At 59.2% G+C, this 16,837-nt stretch carries 18 protein-coding genes and 1 tRNA gene; all 19 read left to right on the top strand.

Features of this window, described 5'->3' with window-relative positions; genetic code table 11:
• Positions 1-62 precede the first annotated feature (62 nt).
• The 19 genes from ACK5NW_RS10030 (at position 63) to nuoK (ending at position 16,834) form a co-directional block, all read left to right on the top strand.
• The gene (locus ACK5NW_RS10030) at positions 63-866 is read left to right on the top strand and encodes an AraC family transcriptional regulator (protein ID WP_416927601.1); all 804 of its coding nucleotides are present in this window, start codon (positions 63-65) and stop codon (positions 864-866) included.
• Positions 867-976: 110 nt separating this feature from the next.
• Positions 977-1,942, top strand: a complete 966-nt coding sequence (locus ACK5NW_RS10025) for a DMT family transporter (protein ID WP_416927599.1) — start codon at positions 977-979, stop codon at positions 1,940-1,942.
• Between the two features lie 110 nt (positions 1,943-2,052).
• A complete protein-coding gene (gene rpsO / locus ACK5NW_RS10020) occupies positions 2,053-2,319 on the top strand; it encodes a 30S ribosomal protein S15 (protein ID WP_416927597.1) in 267 nt (88 codons plus the stop codon).
• Positions 2,320-2,538: 219 nt separating this feature from the next.
• Entirely contained in the window at positions 2,539-4,773 is a 2,235-nt protein-coding gene (pnp, locus tag ACK5NW_RS10015) for a polyribonucleotide nucleotidyltransferase (protein WP_416927595.1), read from the top strand.
• A gap of 80 nt (positions 4,774-4,853) precedes the next feature.
• Complete coding sequence (locus ACK5NW_RS10010) at positions 4,854-5,873, top strand: NAD(P)H-quinone oxidoreductase (RefSeq protein ID WP_416927593.1); 1,020 nt, start codon at positions 4,854-4,856, stop codon at positions 5,871-5,873.
• Positions 5,870-6,619: a triose-phosphate isomerase gene (gene tpiA / locus ACK5NW_RS10005; RefSeq protein WP_416927591.1), complete on the top strand. Its 750-nt coding sequence runs from the start codon at positions 5,870-5,872 to the stop codon at positions 6,617-6,619. Before ACK5NW_RS10010 ends, tpiA begins: the two co-directional genes overlap by 4 nt.
• A 38-nt stretch (positions 6,620-6,657) precedes the next feature.
• On the top strand, positions 6,658-7,140 hold the full coding sequence (gene secG / locus ACK5NW_RS10000) for a preprotein translocase subunit SecG (protein ID WP_416927589.1): 483 nt from the start codon (positions 6,658-6,660) through the stop codon (positions 7,138-7,140).
• Positions 7,141-7,281: 141 nt separating this feature from the next.
• Positions 7,282-7,366, top strand: a tRNA-Leu gene (locus ACK5NW_RS09995).
• 57 nt (positions 7,367-7,423) lie between these two features.
• Positions 7,424-7,783, top strand: coding sequence for an NADH-quinone oxidoreductase subunit A (locus tag ACK5NW_RS09990; protein ID WP_416927587.1), 360 nt, complete (start codon positions 7,424-7,426; stop codon positions 7,781-7,783).
• Between the two features lie 47 nt (positions 7,784-7,830).
• Positions 7,831-8,310, top strand: a complete 480-nt coding sequence (locus ACK5NW_RS09985; RefSeq protein WP_416927585.1) for a NuoB/complex I 20 kDa subunit family protein — start codon at positions 7,831-7,833, stop codon at positions 8,308-8,310.
• An 11-nt stretch (positions 8,311-8,321) separates the two neighbouring features.
• Complete coding sequence (locus tag ACK5NW_RS09980) at positions 8,322-8,939, top strand: NADH-quinone oxidoreductase subunit C (protein ID WP_416927637.1); 618 nt, start codon at positions 8,322-8,324, stop codon at positions 8,937-8,939.
• Positions 8,940-8,974: 35 nt separating this feature from the next.
• Positions 8,975-10,228: an NADH-quinone oxidoreductase subunit D gene (locus ACK5NW_RS09975; protein ID WP_416927583.1), complete on the top strand. Its 1,254-nt coding sequence runs from the start codon at positions 8,975-8,977 to the stop codon at positions 10,226-10,228.
• Positions 10,225-10,743 (top strand): NADH-quinone oxidoreductase subunit NuoE, encoded by a 519-nt coding sequence (gene nuoE / locus ACK5NW_RS09970; protein WP_416927581.1) that lies wholly within the window; start codon positions 10,225-10,227, stop codon positions 10,741-10,743. Before ACK5NW_RS09975 ends, nuoE begins: the two co-directional genes overlap by 4 nt.
• A 3-nt stretch (positions 10,744-10,746) precedes the next feature.
• Complete coding sequence (gene nuoF, locus ACK5NW_RS09965; protein ID WP_416927579.1) at positions 10,747-12,093, top strand: NADH-quinone oxidoreductase subunit NuoF; 1,347 nt, start codon at positions 10,747-10,749, stop codon at positions 12,091-12,093.
• A 25-nt stretch (positions 12,094-12,118) separates the two neighbouring features.
• Positions 12,119-14,233 (top strand): NADH-quinone oxidoreductase subunit NuoG, encoded by a 2,115-nt coding sequence (gene nuoG, locus ACK5NW_RS09960; protein ID WP_416927577.1) that lies wholly within the window; start codon positions 12,119-12,121, stop codon positions 14,231-14,233.
• Positions 14,230-15,306, top strand: a complete 1,077-nt coding sequence (nuoH, locus tag ACK5NW_RS09955; protein WP_416927575.1) for an NADH-quinone oxidoreductase subunit NuoH — start codon at positions 14,230-14,232, stop codon at positions 15,304-15,306. The genes nuoG and nuoH overlap by 4 nt, the downstream gene beginning before the upstream one ends.
• Before the next feature lie 17 nt (positions 15,307-15,323).
• Positions 15,324-15,833: an NADH-quinone oxidoreductase subunit NuoI gene (gene nuoI / locus ACK5NW_RS09950; protein ID WP_416927635.1), complete on the top strand. Its 510-nt coding sequence runs from the start codon at positions 15,324-15,326 to the stop codon at positions 15,831-15,833.
• A 24-nt stretch (positions 15,834-15,857) separates the two neighbouring features.
• A complete protein-coding gene (locus tag ACK5NW_RS09945) occupies positions 15,858-16,529 on the top strand; it encodes an NADH-quinone oxidoreductase subunit J (RefSeq protein WP_416927573.1) in 672 nt (223 codons plus the stop codon).
• Positions 16,526-16,834, top strand: a complete 309-nt coding sequence (gene nuoK / locus ACK5NW_RS09940) for an NADH-quinone oxidoreductase subunit NuoK (RefSeq protein ID WP_416927571.1) — start codon at positions 16,526-16,528, stop codon at positions 16,832-16,834. The genes ACK5NW_RS09945 and nuoK overlap by 4 nt, the downstream gene beginning before the upstream one ends.
• Positions 16,835-16,837 lie beyond the last annotated feature (3 nt).

The following is a 16,837-nucleotide window of genomic DNA, read 5'->3' as shown; positions in this document are numbered from 1 at the left end:
GTGCCAGTCAGTGGGGCTTGACGCAAAGCCAATTGATTGCCGCTGGCATGATGGGTCATTCCATGAAAGCAACGGCAGAATTTGTAATCCAGACGGCCCTGCTGCCGGGCTTGACCCTGGTGGCTGCACACACGCGGCGATGTTTTGCGCGCCACAGCCATGCGGTGCATGGCATTGGTGTGATGGCCGAAGGCGGTCAGACATCGGCCAGCGACCGTGGGCCGGTGCAGGCGGTGCAGGGAGAGGTCATCACCGTCAACCCCGGCGAAGTGCACGACGGCGTGCCGATGGGGGGTGAAAGGCGGCGCTGGCACATGCTGTATCTCGATGCTGGTTTGTTGTCCACCGATGGATCAGGTACTGACTGTGGTGCGCTGGAATGGACAGCCCCTGTGTTGCGTGATGACAGGGTGGCCGCGCTGTGCCAGGCCCTGTTTGCCAGTGCCGCGCGGGGTGCCGACGCGCTGGCGCAGGAAGAGTGGCTGGCGGCCTTGCTGCAACACGCGCCCAAAACGACGGCGCTGCCAGCGCCGGTGCGTGCGAAAGCGGTCATGTTGGCCCTGCAACGGGTACGTGACCAGTTGGCCGATTGCGCCCAAGTGTTGCCCAGCCTGGCCAGTTTGGCGCGTGAAGCGGGATTGAGTCGCTACCAGTTGTTGCGTGCCTTTGCGGCGGCCTATGGATTGCCACCCCACGCCTGGGCGCTGCAACAGCGCGTGGCGGTGGCCGAAGCGCAGTTGGCGCAAGGCCTGTCCGTGGCTGAAGTGGCTTTGAACAGCGGGTTTGCCGACCAAAGTCACATGACACGTGCATTCCGGCGTTTTCGTGGCTATACGCCGGGGCAGTACGCGCGGGCGCACCGGTAGCGCTGTGCGGATCATGTGCTGCAGGCCGCTTGCACTGCAACCACGTTCAAGACACGCAGCCTGGATGCATCGATCCTGTAAAGGTTGCAGTATCGATAACGACAGTTTCCATGCAAGAACTTTCATCCCATCAGCGTTGGCTGGGCATGGCTTTATGCGCCGCAGCCATGGCCACTGTAGGCAGCACCGTGGTGGCCAGCCGGTTGATTGCCAGCGGTCTGCCCCCGTTTACCGCCACTACGCTGCGTTTTGCTGTGGCCGCGCCGGTGCTGTGGGGTCTGATGCGCCTGCTGCACACACCATGGCCGCGCCCGGATCGTCGAGATGCCGGTCTGCTGCTGGTGCAAGCGGCGGCGGGCAGCGTGGGCTACACGGTGCTGTTGATTCTGGGCACGCGCTACGCGCCAGCGGCCGACGCCGGGGTGGTGGCAGGCACGCTGCCGGCGGTGGCGGCGCTGTTTGCGGTGCTGGCGCTGGGCGAGCGTCCGAGCCGTGCGCTGGTGCTGGGCATCGCCCTGGCCACGGCGGGTGTGTTGGTGATTTCTCTGCCCCAGGCTCAGGCAGCGGTGCGGGGCGAAGGTGCTGCCGCTTTGCTGGGCCACGCGCTGGTGCTGGGCGCGGTGGCGTGCGAAGCCACGTTCATTTTGGTGAACAAGCGCTTGCGCGTGCCAGTGCCACCGCTGGCGTTGTCGACTTGCATGAGCGCGCTGGGTCTGGCGGTGTGCGTGATTCCGGCGCTGCTGGAGCAGCCTTGGCGGCAGCCGTTGTCATCCGTGGCTGTGGGTGCAGCGGTGTATTACGCGCTGGTGCCGGGGGTGCTGGGTTTTTGGTTGTGGTTTGCCGGGTCGCAGCGGCTGGCCGGGGCCGAGGCGTCGCTGATGACGGCGGTGATGCCGGTTAGCGCGTTGGCGTTGGCCGCTGCCGTGCTGGGCGAGCGTGTATCGGGCGCACAACTGGGAGGGTGTGCGCTGGTGCTGCTGGCGGTGCTGATCACGGCAGCGCCCGACTGGATGGCGGCCGGGCGGCGTGTGCAGCAGAAAGGAAAGAAGGAAAAAGAGGAGAAAACAGGGGGGTGAAATGAACGCCTGGGTTACAATCCCAAGGTTTTGCACTTCGCAATAACGCACGTGGCGGGCAGTTCCGGCCCGCCACGCAAGTCAAACCATTTGGAACGAGGATATTCACCATGATCTCCAAGGAGAACAAGGCCGCCGTGGTCCAGGACAACGCGCGCGCCGCTGGCGACACGGGCAGCCCCGAAGTGCAGGTCGCCATTCTGACGGCCCGCATCAACGAGCTGACCCCCCATTTCAAGCAGCACGCCAAAGACCACCATGGTCGCCGTGGCTTGCTGCGCATGGTCAGCCGTCGCCGCAAGCTGCTGGATTACCTCAAGGCCAAAGATGCTGATCGCTATCTGGCCTTGATTGCCAAACTGGGTCTGCGCAAGTAAGCGCATGAACGCGACAAACGCCTGATGCCTCACCAAAGGCTCAGGCGTTTTTGTCTTTTTTCAATCGGAGTGAGCAGTTTTTCAGAGCGAAGCTGTGTCATTCCATCAACCGCTCTGTGCGGATGCAGGCGGCTCATGGAATGGCATCGTGTTTCTGAATCAAATCTGGCTCCATCGCAGGTAAATACTGCGTAGCAAGCTATTTATTAAGGAGCGAACATGAGCATGTTCAACAAAGTGACCAAGAGCTTCCAGTGGGGCGACAAGACCGTCGTCATGGAAACTGGCGAAATCGCCCGTCAGGCCACCGGCGCAGTGTTGGTCAATATCGATGGCACCGTGGTGCTGGCGACCGTGGCTGCCAGCAAGACGGCCAAACCGGGGCAGGATTTCTTTCCGCTGACGGTCGATTACATCGAGAAGACGTATGCCGCAGGCAAAATTCCAGGCAGCTTCTTCAAGCGCGAGGCCAAGCCGAGCGAGCTGGAAACGCTGACTTCCCGCCTGATCGACCGCCCGATCCGTCCGCTGTTTCCGGACGGCTTTTTCAACGAAGTGCACGTGGTGATCCACACCCTGTCTTTGAACCCCGAGGTAGACGCGGACATCGCCGCCATGATTGGCGTGAGTGCGGCGTTGTCGATCAGCGGCATTCCGTTCAACGGCCCCATCGGCGCGGCGCGCGTGGGCTATGTCAACGGCGAATACGTACTCAACCCCGGCCCTGCGGCGCGCAAAAACAGCCAGCTCGATCTGGTGGTGGCGGGCACTGAAGCGGCTGTGTTGATGGTTGAATCCGAAGCGTATCAGCTCAGTGAAGACGTGATGCTGGGCGCGGTGGTGTTTGGCCACGAGCAGGGGCAGATTGCCATCAACGCCATCCACGAGCTGGTGCGCGAAGCGGGCAAACCGCTGTGGGCTGACAACGGTACCTGGGCGCCTGAAGTCAAAGACGAGTCCTTTATCGCCAAGGTGGCCGCACTGGCTGAACCCAAGCTGCGCGAAGTCTATCAAATCCGTAGCAAGCAAGCCCGAACGCAAGCCGTGCGCGAGGCTTATGCGGCCATCAAGATGGCGCTCAAAGATGAGGGCGCAGAGTTCGACGAGGTCAAGCTCGACAACCTGCTGCACGAGCAAGAAGCGCGCATCGTGCGCAGTCAGATTCTGGCGGGCGAGCCACGCATCGACGGTCGCGACACGCGCTCTGTGCGCCCGATCGAAATCCGCAACGGCGTGCTGCCGCGCACCCACGGCTCGGCGCTGTTCACGCGCGGCGAGACGCAGGCGCTGGTGATCACCACCTTGGGTACCGACCGTGACGCGCAGCGCATCGACGCGCTGGCCGGCGAGTTTGAAGACCACTTTTTGTTTCACTACAACATGCCGCCTTTTGCCACCGGCGAAACGGGCCGCATGGGCAGCACCAAGCGCCGTGAAGTGGGGCACGGCCGTCTGGCCAAGCGGGCGTTGATCCCGCTGCTGCCGGGACGCGATGAGTTTCCGTACACCATCCGCGTGGTCAGCGAAATCACCGAGTCCAACGGCTCCAGCTCGATGGCGTCGGTGTGCGGCGGCTGTCTGTCGATGATGGACGCCGGCGTGCCTATGAAGGCGCACGTGGCGGGCATTGCCATGGGTTTGATCAAAGAGGACAACCGTTTTGCGGTGCTGACCGATATCTTGGGCGATGAAGATCACCTGGGTGACATGGACTTCAAAGTGGCGGGCACCACCAACGGTATCACCGCGCTGCAAATGGACATCAAGATCCAGGGCATCACCAAAGAAATCATGCAAGTCGCGCTGGCGCAGGCCAAGGAAGCGCGCATGCACATCCTGGGCAAAATGCAGGACGCCATGGGCGAGGCACGCGCCGAGATCAGCTCGTGGGCACCCAAGCTCTACACCATGAAGATCAACCCGGAGAAGATCCGCGACGTGATCGGCAAGGGCGGAGCCACCATCCGCATGCTGACCGAAGAAACCGGCACCACCATTGACATTGGCGAAGACGGCACCATCACCATCGCCAGCAACGACGCCGCCAAGGCCGACGACGCCAAGCGCCGCATTGAAGAAATTACCGCCGAGGCCGAAGTGGGTCATATCTACGAAGGCCCGGTCACCAAAATTTTGGACTTTGGCGCGCTGATCAACATCTTGCCCGGCAAAGACGGTTTGCTGCACATCAGCCAGATTGCGCACGAGCGGGTCGAGAAAGTGTCCGACTATTTGCAGGAAGGCCAGGTGGTCAAGGTCAAGGTGCTGGAGACGGACGAAAAAGGCCGTATCAAGCTGTCGATGAAAGCGCTGCTGGAGCGCCCAGCGCGTGATGACCGCGAAGACCGTCCGCCGCGTGAAGGCCGTGGTGGTGATCGCCCACCGCGTGCTGACCGCGACAGCCGCCCTGCACCGGCTGATGCTGATGCAGGCCAGCCGCAACAACAGCAATAACGCAGTGAGTGAGCGCTTGACTGCTATATTTAAAATAGCTCTCAACGCTTGTTTTATCTGCGCAAAGACCGGTTTTGGCCATGAAGTGCATTGAAATCCGTGAATATGGCGTGCCAGCCGTGCTGGTGCCCGCCGAGCGCCCCACGCCAGTAGCTGGTGTGGGCGAGGCGCTGATTCGCGTCAGTGCATCGGGTGTCAACCGGCCCGACGTGTTGCAGCGCCTAGGCAAGTATCCGGTGCCGCCAGGCGCGTCCGATCTGCCGGGGCTGGAAGTGGCGGGCGTGATTGAAAGCGGCGATGCCGCTGCGTTGGCTGCTGCCAGCTTGCGCGTGGGCGACCGCGTGTGTGCACTGGTGGCCGGTGGCGGCTATGCTGAATATTGCGTGGCCCCGGTGCCGCAATGTCTGCCGGTGCCGCAGGGCTTGACGGATATTGAGGCGGCTTCGCTGCCCGAAACTTTTTTCACCGTCTGGAGCAACGTGTTCGATCGCGGGCGCTTGCAGGCGGGCGAAACGCTGTTGATTCAAGGCGGCACCAGCGGTATTGGCGTCACCGCGATTCAGTTGGCTAAGGCCGCAAGCGCGCGGGTGATCGTCACCGCAGGCTCGGACGACAAATGTGCCCAGGCGCTCAAGCTGGGGGCTGATCACGCCATCAACTACCGCACGCAGGATTTTGCCGTTGAGGCCATGGCATTGACGGACGGCCAAGGCGTGGACGTGATCTTGGACATGGTGGCGGGCGATTACGTGGCGCGTGAAGTGGACTGCCTGGCCGAAGATGGTCGTCTGGTCATCATCGCGGTGCAAGGTGGCATCAAGTCGCAAGTCAACGCGGGGCTGATGCTGCGCAGGCGCCTGACCATCACGGGGTCTACGCTGCGTCCGCGCCCGGTGGCCTTCAAAGGCGCGATTGCGCAAGCGCTGCAAGCCACTGTGTGGCCCTGGCTGGCGCAAGGTCGCGTCAAACCAGTAATCCACAGCGTGTTTGCCGCGCTGCAAGGCGAGGACGGTTTGCCCAGCGGCGCAGCACGCGCACACGCCTTGATGGAAAGTGGCCAACTGGTTGGCAAGGTGGTGCTGGACTGGAGCAAAACATGAGCAAGAAAAAACTGATTGCAGGCAACTGGAAGATGAATGGCAGCTTGGCGGCCAACCAGACTTTGGTGCAAGCCTTGGTGCAGGGGCTGCGGGAACCAGATTGCGATGTGGTGGTGTGCCCGCCTGCGGTGTACCTGCAACAGGTGCAGCAATTGCTGGCAGGCCAGACGGCCATCGGCCTGGGCGCGCAAGATGTATCGCAGCACGACAATGGCGCGTTCACCGGCGATGCCTCGGCCGCCATGCTGAAAGACTTTGGCGTGCGTTACGCCATCGTCGGCCACAGCGAGCGCCGTCAGCACCAGGGCGAAACCGACGTGCATGTGGCCATCAAGGTCAAGCGTGCGTTGGCAGCGGGCATTACCCCCATCGTGTGCGTGGGCGAAACCCTGCGCGAGCGCGAAGAGGGCATGACGGAGTTCATCGTCAAGCGGCAGTTGTCGGCGGTGATTCACCTGAACGGCCATTGCATCAGCGAAATCGTGGTGGCGTATGAACCCGTGTGGGCCATTGGTACCGGCAAAACGGCCACGCCTGAACAGGCGCAAGCCGTGCATGCGGTGCTGCGCGCACAACTCAAAGCCGCTACCGACCAAGCCGACCGAGTGCGCATTCTGTACGGCGGCAGCATGAACGCCACCAACGCCGCCGAGCTGCTGCGCCAGCCCGACATCGACGGTGGCTTGATTGGCGGCGCTGCCCTCAAAGCCCCGGATTTTTTGACCATTGTGGCCGCCGCTGCTTGATGGGTAAGCGCTGAATGCTATTGATTTTGGAGTAAAAGATGAATCTGATATTGAATCTGGTGCTGGTGCTGCAAATCGTGTCGGCGCTGGCGATGGTCGGTTTGATCCTGGTGCAGCATGGCAAGGGGGCCGACATGGGCGCAGCCTTTGGCAGTGGCTCATCAGGCAGCCTGTTCGGTGCCAGCGGCAGCGCTAATTTTTTGTCACGTACCACGGCGGTGTTGGCCACGGTATTCCTGGCCGCCACGCTGGCATTGGCTTACTTTGGCTTTAGTGTGCGCACAGGCTCGACCACAGGCTCTTCCAGCGTGCTGGATGCGCCTGCGGTGGTGGCTCCAGCGGCTGACGCATCGGCAACGGCGGCATCGGCACCAGCCATTGCCGCATCCGCATCGGCGGCGGACGCTATTCCAACCGGCGCACCAGCAGCAAGCGCGAGTTTGGCCATGGGTGCCAGCGCAGCCGCTTCGGCAACACCTGCGGCCTCGGCCACTGGGGCTGCGCAAATCCCCACCCAGTAAGTTGGCCGCAAGGTCTTGGCTTAGGTTGGTTTTTGTGTCGGTTTGTCTCTGGAAAACGGGGTTTTGCGGGTAAACTCTTAAGCGCTTTGAGTCTTGATGGTCTGTGTTTGGAGTGCAGACATCGGCCTCAAGACACGCAATGCCGTCGTGGTGAAACTGGTAGACACGCTATCTTGAGGGGGTAGTAGCGAAAGCTGTGCGAGTTCGAGTCTCGCCGACGGCACCAAGCATAGGAAGTGGTCAGGGCGCTCCATGAAACCCTGACCGACAATGAAGATACCCGATGAATCTCTCACAATACCTTCCCGTTTTGCTGTTCATCCTGGTGGGCTTGGCCATTGGTGCCATTTGCCTGGGCATGGGTGAGCTGCTTCGGCCACACAAGCCCGATGCAGCCAAAAACTCTCCTTACGAATGCGGCTTTGAAGCGTTTGAAGACGCGCGCATGAAGTTCGACGTGCGTTACTACCTCGTGGCCATTTTGTTCATCCTGTTCGATCTGGAAATCGCGTTTCTCTTTCCATGGGCGGTGGCGCTCAAGGACGTGGGAGTAGCCGGTTTTGTGGCGGTGCTCATCTTCCTGACCATTTTGGTGGTGGGTTTTGTCTATGAATGGAAGAAGGGTGCGCTGGACTGGGAGTGATCCTGGGCGCTTCAGCAAAAATTGCACAAGATACGGGGAAACAGCTCATGAATGAACAGCTTCAGCAAAAGGGTTTTTTGCTCACCGGTGCCGACACGCTGGTCAACTGGGCCAAGACGGGTTCGCTGTGGCCAGTGACTTTTGGGCTGGCTTGCTGCGCCGTCGAGATGATGCACTCGGCAGCGGCGCGCTACGACATTTCGCGTTTTGGTGCCGAGGTGTTTCGCGCCAGCCCGCGCCAGTCGGATCTGATGATCGTGGCAGGCACGTTGTGCAACAAGATGGCTCCTGCCTTGCGCAAGGTTTACGACCAGATGGCCGAGCCGCGTTGGGTACTGTCGATGGGTTCGTGCGCCAATGGTGGCGGCTATTACCACTACAGCTATTCGGTGGTACGGGGGTGTGATCGCGTAGTGCCCGTGGATGTGTACGTGCCGGGTTGTCCGCCCACGGCGGAAGCGCTGCTGTACGGCATTATCCAGTTGCAGCAAAAGGTGCGCCGCACCCACACGATTGCGCGGGTGTAGTAAGCATGACCATGACCAATACGGCTAATACAGCCATTGCCCCAGAGGTGCTGAAAGAAACCATCGTGGCAGCGCTGGGCAGTGCAGTGCGGCACGCAGAGGTGGCGCGCGGCGAAGTGACGGTGATCGTGGCTGCCGAGCAATACCACGCGGCCATGAAAATCTTGCGCGATGCGGCCGGCTGTCAGTTCGAGCAACTGGTTGATTTGTGTGGTGTGGACTATTCGACTTATGGCGATGGGCGCTGGGAAGGTGCTCGCTTTGCGGTGGTGTCGCACCTGTTGTCGGTCAGCCTAAACCAGCGCGTGCGCGTGCGGGTGTTCTGTGCGGATGACGAATTTCCTGAGGTGCCTACGGTGACCGATCTGTGGACGGGTGCCAACTGGTTTGAGCGTGAGGCATTCGATCTGTACGGCATCATGTTTGATGGGCATACTGATTTGCGCCGTATCCTGACCGATTACGGTTTTGTAGGCCATCCATTCCGCAAGGATTTTCCGCTCTCGGGCTATGTCGAGATGCGCTATGACGCCGATCGCCAACGTGTGGTGTACGAGCCGGTGTCGATCGAGCCGCGTGAAATCACTCCGCGCGTGATCCGCGAGGACAACTACGGGGGGCTGCACTGACGTGTGCTGCCAAGGCGCACGTCGAGTATCGATCCATGGCTGAGATCAAAAACTACACCCTGAATTTTGGGCCGCAGCACCCGGCGGCGCACGGCGTGCTGCGCCTGGTGCTGGAGATGGATGGCGAGGTGGTGCAACGGGCCGATCCCCATGTGGGCCTGCTGCATCGCGCCACCGAGAAACTGGCCGAACACAAGACCTTCATCCAGTCGCTGCCCTATATGGATCGACTGGACTATGTGTCGATGATGTGCAATGAGCACGCGTACTGTCTGGCGATTGAAAAGCTGCTGGGCATCGAGGTGCCCATCCGTGGTCAATACATTCGCGTGCTGTTTTCTGAAATCACGCGCCTGCTCAACCACCTGATGTGGCTGGGTTCGCATGGCAACGATTGCGGTTCGTCCACCATCTTGATCTACACCTTTCGCGAGCGTGAAGACCTGTTCGACATGTACGAGGCGGTGTCCGGCGCGCGCATGCATGCGGCTTACTTCAGACCGGGCGGCGTGTACCGTGATTTGCCCGACACCATGCCGCAATACCGCGCCAGCAAAATTCGCAACGCACGGGCGATGGATGCGCTGAACAGCAACCGTCAAGGGTCGTTGCTGGACTTCATCGACGATTTCGCAAACCGTTTTCCCAAGCTGGCTGACGAGTACGAAACCCTGCTGACCGATAACCGCATCTGGAAGCAGCGCACGGTCGGTATTGGGGTGATTTCGCCTGAGCGCGCGCTGAACATGGGCTTGACTGGCCCCATGCTGCGTGGTTCTGGCATCGGCTGGGATTTGCGCAAGACGCAGCCATACGACGTGTACAGCCAGATGGACTTCGATATCCCCGTAGGCAAGACAGGGGACAGCTATGACCGCTATTTGGTGCGTGTGCAAGAGATGCGCGAATCCAACCGCATCATCAAGCAGTGCGTGAACTGGCTGCGCGCCAACCCTGGCCCCGTGATTGTGGAAAACCACAAGGTGGCACCACCTTCACGCGAGGCGATGAAGACCAACATGGAAGAGCTGATTCACCACTTCAAGCTGTTCACCGAAGGCATGCACGTGCCCGAAGGCGAGGCTTATGCGGCGGTGGAACACCCGAAGGGTGAATTCGGCATCTACCTGATCAGCGACGGTGCCAACAAGCCTTACCGCATGAAAATTCGCCCGCCTGGTTTTGCGCATTTGTCGGCGTTCGATGAAATTGTCAAAGGCCACATGCTGGCCGATGCCGTGGCCATTATTGGCACGCTGGACATTGTGTTTGGAGAAATTGACCGATGAGCGACGCTGTACGATCCGCCGCTGCCGCGCAGTTGTCCGAAGCAACGCAAACACGGTTTGCGCGTGAGGTGGCCAAGTACCCGGCTGACCAAAAGCAGTCGGCCGTGATGGCCTGTTTGTCCATCGTGCAGCAAGAGCAGGGCTGGGTCAGCCCCGAGAGTGAACTGGCGGTGGCCGAATACCTGGATATGCCGCCCATGGCCGTGCATGAAGTGACCACCTTCTACAACATGTACAACCAAAAGCCCGTAGGCCGCTTCAAGCTGAACGTGTGCACCAATGCGCCCTGCATGTTTGCGGGCGGTCCGCAGGCTTTGCAGCATTTGTGTGACAAGCTGGGTGTCGAGCCTTATGGCACCACGCCGGATGGTGTTTTCACCGTGCAGCCGTGCGAATGCCTGGGTGCCTGCGGTGATGCGCCGGTGATGCTGGTCAATGACCGGAACATGTGCAGTTTCATGTCCAACGACAAGCTGGATCAGCTGGTTGATGGATTGCGCAACGCGGAGGATTGAGCCATGGCACGTGTGCAAGACATCCTCGCCCAGTTCCAGTCCCAAGGGGTGGAAACCTGTTTTCATGGCCGCCACATCGATGCGCAGATTTATGCCGGGCTGGACGGTGCCAACTGGGGACTGAAAGATTACGAAGCGCGTGGCGGTTATGCCGCATTGCGCAAGATCGTCGGGCGCGATGGCGGCCCCGGCATGACGCAAGATGAGGTGATCGCCGAACTCAAAGGTTCAAGCCTGCGGGGGCGCGGCGGTGCGGGCTTTCCGACGGGCTTGAAGTGGAGCTTCATGCCACGCAATTTCCCCGGGCAGAAATATCTGGTCTGCAATTCCGACGAGGGCGAGCCGGGCACGTTCAAAGACCGCGATATCCTGATGTACAACCCTCATGCCGTGATTGAAGGCATGGCGATTGCTGCCTACGCAATGGGGGCCAGCGTGGGCTACAACTACATCCACGGCGAGATATTTCAGGTGTACGAACGCTTTGAGGCAGCGCTGGAGCAAGCGCGTGAGGCAGGCTACCTCGGCCAAGGCGTGATGGGCAGTGCGTTCAACTTTCAGTTGCACGCACACCATGGTTTTGGCGCTTACATCTGCGGTGAAGAAACCGCGCTACTCGAATCGCTGGAGGGCAAAAAAGGCCAGCCGCGCTTCAAGCCGCCGTTTCCGGCCAGCTTTGGCTTGTACGGCAAGCCGACCACCATCAACAATACCGAGACGTTTGCGGCCACGCCCTGGATCATTCGCCACGGTGCGCAGGCCTATCTGGAGTGTGGCAAACCCAATAACGGCGGCACCAAGATTTTCTCGATCCAAGGCGATGTGGAGCGCCCTGGCAATTACGAAATTCCCATGGGCACGCCGTTTGCCAAGCTGCTGGAGCTGGCTGGTGGTATGCGCGGTGGTCGGCAGTTGAAGGCAGTGATTCCGGGTGGCTCATCGTCGCCAGTGTTGCCTGCTGACATCATCATGCAGTGCACGATGGACTATGACTCCATTGCCAAAGCGGGTTCCATGCTGGGATCTGGTGCGGTGATGGTGATGGACGATTCGCGCGACATGGTGGAAGTGCTCAAGCGCCTGTCGTATTTTTATATGCACGAATCTTGCGGCCAATGCACGCCTTGCAGGGAAGGCACGGGCTGGCTGTCACGCATGGTTGATCGCATTCAGGACGGTGAAGGCCACCCCGAAGATTTGGACAAACTCGATAACGTGGCCGAAAACATCATGGGCCGCACCATTTGCGCGCTGGGTGATGCAGCGGCCATGCCGGTGCGCGCCATGATGAAGCACTTCCGCCATGAGTTCGCAGCCAAAATCGAGGCTGCGCAAAAGCAGGCGGCTTGAGCCAACGGAACCAGACGAGAAGCCCATGGTTGAACTAGAAATCGACGGCAAGAAGGTGGAGGTGGCTGAAGGCAGCATGGTGATGCATGCGGCTGAAAAGGCAGGCACCTATATTCCGCACTTTTGCTATCACAAGAAGCTGTCCATCGCGGCCAACTGTCGCATGTGTCTGGTGGATGTGGAAAAAGCCCCCAAGGCATTGCCTGCCTGCGCAACGCCCGTCACGCAGGGCATGATCGTGCGCACGAAGTCTGAAAAAGCACTGAAGGCGCAAAAATCGGTGATGGAGTTTTTGCTCATCAATCACCCGCTGGATTGCCCGATTTGCGACCAGGGTGGTGAATGCCAGTTGCAAGACTTGGCTGTGGGTTATGGTGCATCAGGCTCGCGCTTTGAAGAAGAAAAGCGCGTGGTGTTCCACAAAAATGTGGGGCCATTGATCTCCATGGAGGAGATGACCCGCTGCATCCACTGCACCCGCTGCGTGCGCTTTGGACAAGAAATTGCAGGCGTGATGGAACTGGGCATGGCCAACCGGGGCGAACACTCCGAGATTGAGACTTTCATCGGTGCCAGTGTCGACTCCGAACTGTCGGGCAACATGATCGATATTTGCCCAGTGGGCGCTTTGACCAGCAAGCCTTTCCGCTATAGCGCCCGCACTTGGGAGCTGTCGCGTCGCAAGAGCGTAAGTCCGCACGATTCGACGGGGACTAATCTGATCGTGCAGGTCAAGAACAACCGGGTCATGCGTGTGGTGCCGCTGGAAAATGAGGCGGTCAACGAATGCTGGATCGCCGATCGTGACCGCTTCTCCTATGAGGCGCTGAACGGCGAAGAACGTCTGACCAAGCCCATGCTCAAGCAAGGCGGTGCATGGCAAGAGGTGGATTGGCAAACCGCTCTGGAATATGTCGTCAATGGGCTAAGCCAGATCAAATCCCAGTACGGGGCCGGTGCCATTGGCGCGTTGGTCAGCCCGCACAGCACGGTGGAAGAGTTGTATTTGGCGTCCAGCCTGATGCGTGGTCTGGGTAGCCAGAATATCGACTACCGTTTGCGCCATCAGGATTTTGCTGAAACCGACGGCGTGCGCTGGCTGGGCGCACCCATTGCCACTTTGTCGCAATTGCAAAGCGTGTTGGTGGTGGGGGGCAATCTGCGCAAAGACCATCCTTTATTTGCACAACGCATTCGCCAGGCCGCACGCCACGGCGCAGCGGTGGCTGCACTGGTCTCATCAGATTTGTTGTCCAGCGATACCGCCTGGGCCATGCCTTTGGCCGCGGCTGCGGTGGTCGATCCCAGCGATTGGGCGGTGCAGTTGGCAGGAATTGCTATTGCCGTGGCCGAAGCGCAAGGCGTGGTATCGCCCGTGCAGGGTCAAGCCACGGACGATGCCAAGGCCATTGCCCAAGTTTTGTTATCCGGCGAGCGCAAAGCCATCTTGCTGGGCAACAGCGCAGCGCACCACCCGCAGGCGTCCAATTTATTGGCTTTGTGTCAGTGGATTGGTGAGCATGTGCAGGCCACCGTGGGCTACTTGACCGAAGCGGCCAATACGGTGGGCGCGCAAGTGGTGGGCGCTTTGCCGGGGGTAGGCGGCTTGAATGCGGCGCAGATGCTGAATAGCGGTTTGAAGGCGGCGTTGCTGCTGGATTGCGAGCCTGGTCCGGATACGGCTGGGCGTGCATTAGCGGGTTGCGACATGGTGATCACGCTCAGCCCGTTCAAGGCCAATCTGGATGTGAGTGATGTGTTGCTGCCTATCGCACCATTTACAGAAACTTCGGGTACTTTCATCAATGCGGAGGGCCGGGTTCAAAGTTTTCACGCCGTGGTCAGGCCGCAAGGCGAGACCCGCCCGGCTTGGAAGGTGTTGCGGGTGTTGGCGGACATGCTGGACGTGGTTCAAGCCCCCTTTGACAGCTCGCAGGAAGTGCTGGCCCAAGCCTTGGGATCTACAACTCTTGGGGCAGTGGCTGCGGATCGTTTGAGCAATCGCACAACGGCCGCTATGGTGGTGTCGGCGGCAGAGATTGCTGTTCCTGCGGTGGGCATTTATCAGCTCGACAGCATTGTCAGACGAGCGCCATCGCTGCAACAAACGGCCGATGCCCGGAAAGGGGAGGCGGCATGATCGACTGGCTTTACAACACTGGCCTGAATTTATCGACGGGCTTTTGGTGGACGGACGTCACTTGGCCTGTGGTCTGGAGTCTGGTCAAAATTGTGGCGGTGCTGTTGCCGCTGCTGGGTGCGGTGGCTTACCTCACGCTGTGGGAACGCAAGCTGCTTGGCTTCATGCAAGTTCGCGTAGGCCCCAACCGGACTGGCCCCAAAGGTTTGCTTCAACCGATTGCCGATGCGGTCAAGCTGCTGACCAAAGAAATCATTCGCCCGACGGCCGCCAACAAGGGCTTGTTTTTCCTGGCGCCGCTGCTGGCCATCATGCCCGCATTGGCCGCGTGGGTGGTGGTTCCGTTCGGGCCAGATGTGGCATTGGCCAACGTCAATGCGGGCTTGCTGCTGGTGATGGCGATTACCTCGATTGAGGTGTATGGCGTGATCATTGCGGGCTGGGCATCCAACTCCAAATATGCATTTTTGGGTGCGCTGCGGGCATCGGCGCAAATGGTCAGCTACGAAATTGCCATGGGTTTTTGCTTCTTGGTGGTTTTGATGGTGTCGGGCAGCATGAACATGACCGATATCGTGATGGGGCAGGGCAAAGGCATGTTTGCCAATATGGGGCTGAACTTTTTGTCCTGGAATTGGCTGCCACTGCTGCCCATATTTGTGGTGTATCTGATTTCCGGCGTGGCCGAAACCAACCGCCATCCGTTTGACGTGGTGGAAGGTGAGGCCGAAATTGTGGCGGGCCACATGGTCGAATATTCGGGCATGGGCTTTGCCATCTTCTTCCTGGCCGAATACGCCAGCATGTGGCTGGTATCGATTCTGGCGGTGGTGATGTTCCTGGGCGGATGGTTGTCTCCAGTGGCCTTCTTGGACTGGGTTCCAGGCTGGATGTGGCTGGCAGCGAAAACGTTTGCTGTGGTGTCCATGTTCATCTGGATTCGCGCCACATTTCCGCGCTTTCGCTATGACCAGATCATGCGATTGGGTTGGAAGATTTTTATCCCGGTCACGCTCATCTGGTTGCTTGTGGTGGGCTTTTGGATGTTCACCCCTGTCAATATCTGGCATTGAGCGCGGAGGATAAAGACATGACTTCCGTTACTGCATCACCTTTTTCGATCCGCGATTTTTTCAAAAGCTTCATGCTGGTGGAACTGGTCAAAGGCATGGCCTTGACCGGGCGCTATGCGTTTAGCCGCAAGGTCACGATCCAGTTTCCCGAAGAAAAAACGCCACTGTCGCCGCGCTTCAGGGGCTTGCATGCCTTGCGTCGTTATGAAAATGGCGAAGAGCGTTGCATTGCCTGCAAGCTGTGCGAAGCCGTTTGCCCGGCCATGGCGATCACCATCGAAGCAGGCCAGCGCGAAGATGGTACACGCCGGACCACACGCTATGACATTGATCTGACCAAGTGCATCTTCTGCGGATTTTGCGAAGAAAGCTGCCCGGTGGATTCCATCGTGGAAACGCAAATTCTGGAGTATCACGGCGAAAAGCGTGGCGATCTTTACTTTACAAAAGACATGCTTTTGGCCGTGGGCGACCGTTACGAGCCTGAAATTGCAGCAGCCAAAGCGGCTGATGCCAAATACCGCTGAAGGCGAACACACAGGTCATTCACCATGGACGTCAAAATCGCCTTTTTCTATCTGCTTTCTGCGGTGATGCTGTTTGCAGCATTCCGTGTGGTTACTGCGCGCAACCCGGTGCATGCGGTGTTGTTTCTAATGCTGACTTTCTCACAAGCGGCGGGCATCTGGTTACTTCTGAAGGCCGAGTTTCTGGCCATTACGCTGGTATTGGTTTATCTGGGTGCCGTGATGGTGTTGTTTCTTTTCGTGGTGATGATGCTGGACATTCACATCGACAATTTACGACAAGGCTTCTGGCGGCATTTTCCGCTAGCCTTGGGTATTGGCGGTTTGATTTCGCTTGAAATGGCCGTTGTTTTGTTTCGGGGCTTCAAATTAGGCGATGCGCCCGCAACAGCCGAAGTCATGGCAGGTGCAGCGGAGCAGGCGGTGCAGTATTCCAATACCAAAGAATTGGGGATGCTGCTGTACAGCCAATATCTGTATCCCGTCGAAATTGCGGCGGTGATTTTGCTCGTAGCCATGATCACGGCCATTGCGTTGACGCTGCGCGGCCGCAAAGACAGCAAGAAGATTGATCCATCCAAACAGGTGCATGTGCGTGCGCGTGATCGTGTGGCCGTGTTGAAGGTGGCACCCACCCAGGCACATGTGCCGGTCGAAACAGAGGTTTCACAGCCAGTGCAAGGGGACAAGTCATGACATTAACGCTGGCGCACTATCTCACCTTGGGGGCAATTCTGTTTGCGTTGTCCGTGGTGGGTATTTTCTTGAATCGTAAAAATTTGATCGTGTTGTTGATGGCGATTGAATTGATGTTGCTGTCGATCAATATGAACTTCGTGGCTTTCTCGCATTATCTGGGCGACATGCATGGGCAGGTGTTTGTATTCTTCATCCTGACGGTGGCGGCGGCAGAGTCAGCCATCGGTCTGGCCATCTTGATGCTGCTGTTCCGTGCCAAGTCGAGCATCAATGTGGATGAGCTCAATTCGCTGAAGGGGTAAGCC

The sequence above is a fragment of the Ottowia sp. genome, from assembly GCF_047975795.1.
In the GTDB taxonomy this organism is placed as follows: domain Bacteria; phylum Pseudomonadota; class Gammaproteobacteria; order Burkholderiales; family Burkholderiaceae_C; genus Ottowia.
This window is presented reverse-complemented; position numbering and strand designations above follow the sequence as displayed.

Coding starts and splice junctions, on each gene's coding strand:
- ACK5NW_RS09980 (WP_416927637.1), top strand. CDS start 8,322: ATGACCAATACGGCTAATACAGCCATTGCCCCAGAGGTGCTGAAAGAA.
- nuoG (WP_416927577.1), top strand. CDS start 12,119: ATGGTTGAACTAGAAATCGACGGCAAGAAGGTGGAGGTGGCTGAAGGC.
- tpiA (WP_416927591.1), top strand. CDS start 5,870: ATGAGCAAGAAAAAACTGATTGCAGGCAACTGGAAGATGAATGGCAGC.
- pnp (WP_416927595.1), top strand. CDS start 2,539: ATGAGCATGTTCAACAAAGTGACCAAGAGCTTCCAGTGGGGCGACAAG.
- rpsO (WP_416927597.1), top strand. CDS start 2,053: ATGATCTCCAAGGAGAACAAGGCCGCCGTGGTCCAGGACAACGCGCGC.
- nuoK (WP_416927571.1), top strand. CDS start 16,526: ATGACATTAACGCTGGCGCACTATCTCACCTTGGGGGCAATTCTGTTT.
- ACK5NW_RS09945 (WP_416927573.1), top strand. CDS start 15,858: ATGGACGTCAAAATCGCCTTTTTCTATCTGCTTTCTGCGGTGATGCTG.
- ACK5NW_RS10030 (WP_416927601.1), top strand. CDS start 63: ATGAAAGCAACGGCAGAATTTGTAATCCAGACGGCCCTGCTGCCGGGC.
- ACK5NW_RS09985 (WP_416927585.1), top strand. CDS start 7,831: ATGAATGAACAGCTTCAGCAAAAGGGTTTTTTGCTCACCGGTGCCGAC.
- secG (WP_416927589.1), top strand. CDS start 6,658: ATGAATCTGATATTGAATCTGGTGCTGGTGCTGCAAATCGTGTCGGCG.
- ACK5NW_RS09990 (WP_416927587.1), top strand. CDS start 7,424: ATGAATCTCTCACAATACCTTCCCGTTTTGCTGTTCATCCTGGTGGGC.
- ACK5NW_RS10010 (WP_416927593.1), top strand. CDS start 4,854: ATGAAGTGCATTGAAATCCGTGAATATGGCGTGCCAGCCGTGCTGGTG.
- nuoH (WP_416927575.1), top strand. CDS start 14,230: ATGATCGACTGGCTTTACAACACTGGCCTGAATTTATCGACGGGCTTT.
- nuoI (WP_416927635.1), top strand. CDS start 15,324: ATGACTTCCGTTACTGCATCACCTTTTTCGATCCGCGATTTTTTCAAA.
- nuoF (WP_416927579.1), top strand. CDS start 10,747: ATGGCACGTGTGCAAGACATCCTCGCCCAGTTCCAGTCCCAAGGGGTG.
- nuoE (WP_416927581.1), top strand. CDS start 10,225: ATGAGCGACGCTGTACGATCCGCCGCTGCCGCGCAGTTGTCCGAAGCA.
- ACK5NW_RS09975 (WP_416927583.1), top strand. CDS start 8,975: ATGGCTGAGATCAAAAACTACACCCTGAATTTTGGGCCGCAGCACCCG.
- ACK5NW_RS10025 (WP_416927599.1), top strand. CDS start 977: ATGCAAGAACTTTCATCCCATCAGCGTTGGCTGGGCATGGCTTTATGC.